Below are 3,257 nucleotides of genomic sequence, written 5' to 3' on the forward strand. Positions count from 1 at the left end.
CGGCAGCGTCCTAGTCTCACAGGGGGCAACCCCCAACTACATTCGGCGCTAAGAAGCTTAACTGCTGTGTTCGGCATGGGAACAGGTGTGACCTTCTTGCCATTACCACCGCACAATTTCTATTTAGTTGAGAAAAGCTTGTTCTCTCAAAACTGAATCTGCTCGTAATTACCCAACCACTCATACAATCTTATCCTTTGGATAAGTCCTCGACCGATTAGTACTGGTCCGCTCCATATATCGCTATACTTCCACTTCCAGCCTATCTACCTGATCATCTCTCAGGGGTCTTACTACTTTAAAAGTATGGGAAATCTCATCTCGAGGGGGGCTTCACGCTTAGATGCTTTCAGCGCTTATCCCTGCCGCACATAGCTACCCAGCTCTGCTCCTGGTGGAACAACTGGTACACCAGCGGTGCGTCCATCCCGGTCCTCTCGTACTAAGGACAGCTCCTCTCAAATTTCCAACGCCCGCGACGGATAGGGACCGAACTGTCTCACGACGTTCTGAACCCAGCTCGCGTACCGCTTTAATGGGCGAACAGCCCAACCCTTGGGACCGACTTCAGCCCCAGGATGCGATGAGCCGACATCGAGGTGCCAAACCTCCCCGTCGATGTGAACTCTTGGGGGAGATAAGCCTGTTATCCCCAGGGTAGCTTTTATCCGTTGAGCGATGGCCCTTCCATGCGGAACCACCGGATCACTAAGCCCGACTTTCGTCCCTGCTCGACTTGTAGGTCTCGCAGTCAAGCTCCCTTCTGCCTTTACACTCTGCGAATGATTTCCAACCATTCTGAGGGAACCTTTGGGCGCCTCCGTTACACTTTAGGAGGCGACCGCCCCAGTCAAACTGCCCGACTGACACTGTCTCCCGACCAGATCTATGGTCGCGGGTTAGAGTGGTCATGTCACAAGGGTAGTATCCCACTTGTGCCTCCACCGAGACTAGCGTCCCGGTTTCAATGGCTCCTACCTATCCTGTACATGTCACACAAACACTCAATATCAACCTGCAGTGAAGCTCCATGGGGTCTTTCCGTCCTGTCGCGGGTAACCAGCATCTTCACTGGTACTACAATTTCACCGAGTCTCTCGTTGAGACAGTGCCCAAATCGTTACGCCTTTCGTGCGGGTCAGAACTTACCTGACAAGGAATTTCGCTACCTTAGGACCGTTATAGTTACGGCCGCCGTTTACTGGGGCTTCAATTCAGAGCTTCGCTTACGCTAACCCTTCCTCTTAACCTTCCAGCACCGGGCAGGCGTCAGCCTCTATACGTCATCTTTCGATTTGGCAGAGACCTATGTTTTTGATAAACAGTCGCTTGGGCCTATTCACTGCGGCTGGCCTTGCGGCCAGCACCCCTTCTCCCGAAGTTACGGGGTCATTTTGCCGAGTTCCTTAACGAGAGTTCGCTCGCTCACCTTAGGATTCTCTCCTCAACTACCTGTGTCGGTTTGCGGTACGGGTTGTCTGATTCTCACTAGAAACTTTTCTTGACAGTGTGACATCAGCAGCTTCGGTACTAAACTTCCCTCCCCGTCACAACTCATCCTTAGGATGTTAAGCCTTTTACTCAACATCAGACTTGTTGCTTGGACGCGTCTTTCCATCTCCGCGCTCTGCTTAGCCTCCTGTGTCCTTCCATTGCTCAAACAAATCAGACAAGTACAGGAATCTCAACCTGTTGGCCATCGCCTACACCTTTCGGTCTCGGCTTAGGTCCCGACTAACCCTGGGAGGACGAGCCTTCCCCAGGAAACCTTAGTTATTCGGTGGACGGGATTCTCACCCGTCTTTCGCTACTCATACCGGCATTCTCACTTCTAAGCACTCCACATGTCCTCACGATCATGCTTCGCCGTCCTTAGAACGCTCTCCTACCATGTCCTTAGACATCCACAGCTTCGGTGTTCAGTTTAGCCCCGGTACATTTTCGGCGCAGGGTCACTCGACTAGTGAGCTATTACGCACTCTTTGAATGATGGCTGCTTCTAAGCCAACATCCTAGTTGTCTGTGCAACCCCACATCCTTTTCCACTTAACTGAAACTTTGGGACCTTAGCTGGTGGTCTGGGCTGTTTCCCTTTCCACTACGGATCTTATCACTCGCAGTGTGACTCCCGGATTAAAATATTTGGCATTCGGAGTTTATCAGTTTTCGGTAATCCTTGTTGGACCCCTAGAACAAACAGTGCTCTACCTCCAATATTCATCATCCGAGGCTAGCCCTAAAGCTATTTCGGAGAGAACCAGCTATCTCCAGGTTCGATTGGAATTTCACCGCTACCCACACCTCATCCCCGCCTTTTTCAACAGACGTGGGTTCGGCCCTCCAGTGCGTTTTACCGCACCTTCAGCCTGGACATGGGTAGATCACCTGGTTTCGGGTCTACGACAACATACTCAACGCCCACTTCAGACTCGCTTTCGCTGTGGCTCCGACTCTTCGTCTTAACCTTGCATGCTATCGTAACTCGCCGGTCCGTTCTACAAAAAGTACGCCATCACCCATTAACGGGCTCTGACTGCTTGTAGGCATACGGTTTCAGGTACTCTTTCACTCCCCTCCCGGGGTGCTTTTCACCTTTCCCTCACGGTACTGGTTCACTATCGGTCACTAGGTAGTATTTAGCCTTGCCGGATGGTCCCGGCGGATTCCGACGGAATTTCACGTGGTCCGTCGTACTCAGGATACTGGTAATGTTAGTTGGGTTTTCGTCTACAGGATTCTCACCTTCTCTGATTGGCCTTCCCATGCCATTCGACTAACCCGCCTAAATCATAGGTCCCAGTCCTACAACCCCAAAGAGCAAGCTCTTTGGTTTGGGCTCTTTCCGTTTCGCTCGCCGCTACTCAGGAAATCGATTTTTCTTTCTCTTCCTACAGGTACTGAGATGTTTCAGTTCCCTGCGTCTACCTCTAACAAGCTATGTATTCACTTGAAAGTCATCATCGATCAAGATGATGGGGTTCCCCCATTCGGAAATCTCCGGATCAAAGCTTACTTACAGCTCCCCGAAGCATATCGGTGTTCGTCCCGTCCTTCATCGGCTCCTAGTGCCAAGGCATTCACCGTACGCCCTTATTCACTTAACCGTTGGTTAAGTTGTATGATGTGCGAAAAGTTTAATTAAACTCTTTCGGTTTTTTACTCTTGGTAAAATTGGTTTATATCCTTAACTGCTTCCTGGTGGTCACAGTTAAAAATATGGTTATTACTTGCAGTATTCAGTTTTCAAAGAACAAGTT

Annotated in this window: 2 rRNA genes; both read right to left on the reverse strand. The window is 50.4% G+C overall.

What is annotated here, in order from left to right:
• A 5S ribosomal RNA gene (gene rrf, locus HMPREF3090_RS01405) occupies nucleotides 1–113 on the reverse strand; the annotation flags it as partial.
• An 84-nt stretch (nucleotides 114–197) separates the two neighbouring features.
• Nucleotides 198–3,104: ribosomal RNA gene (locus HMPREF3090_RS01410) — 23S ribosomal RNA — on the reverse strand.
• Nucleotides 3,105–3,257: the final 153 nt, after the last annotated feature.

It is taken from the genome of Aerococcus sp. HMSC23C02, assembly GCF_001806805.1.
In the GTDB taxonomy this organism is placed as follows: Bacteria; Bacillota; Bacilli; order Lactobacillales; family Aerococcaceae; genus Aerococcus; species Aerococcus sanguinicola.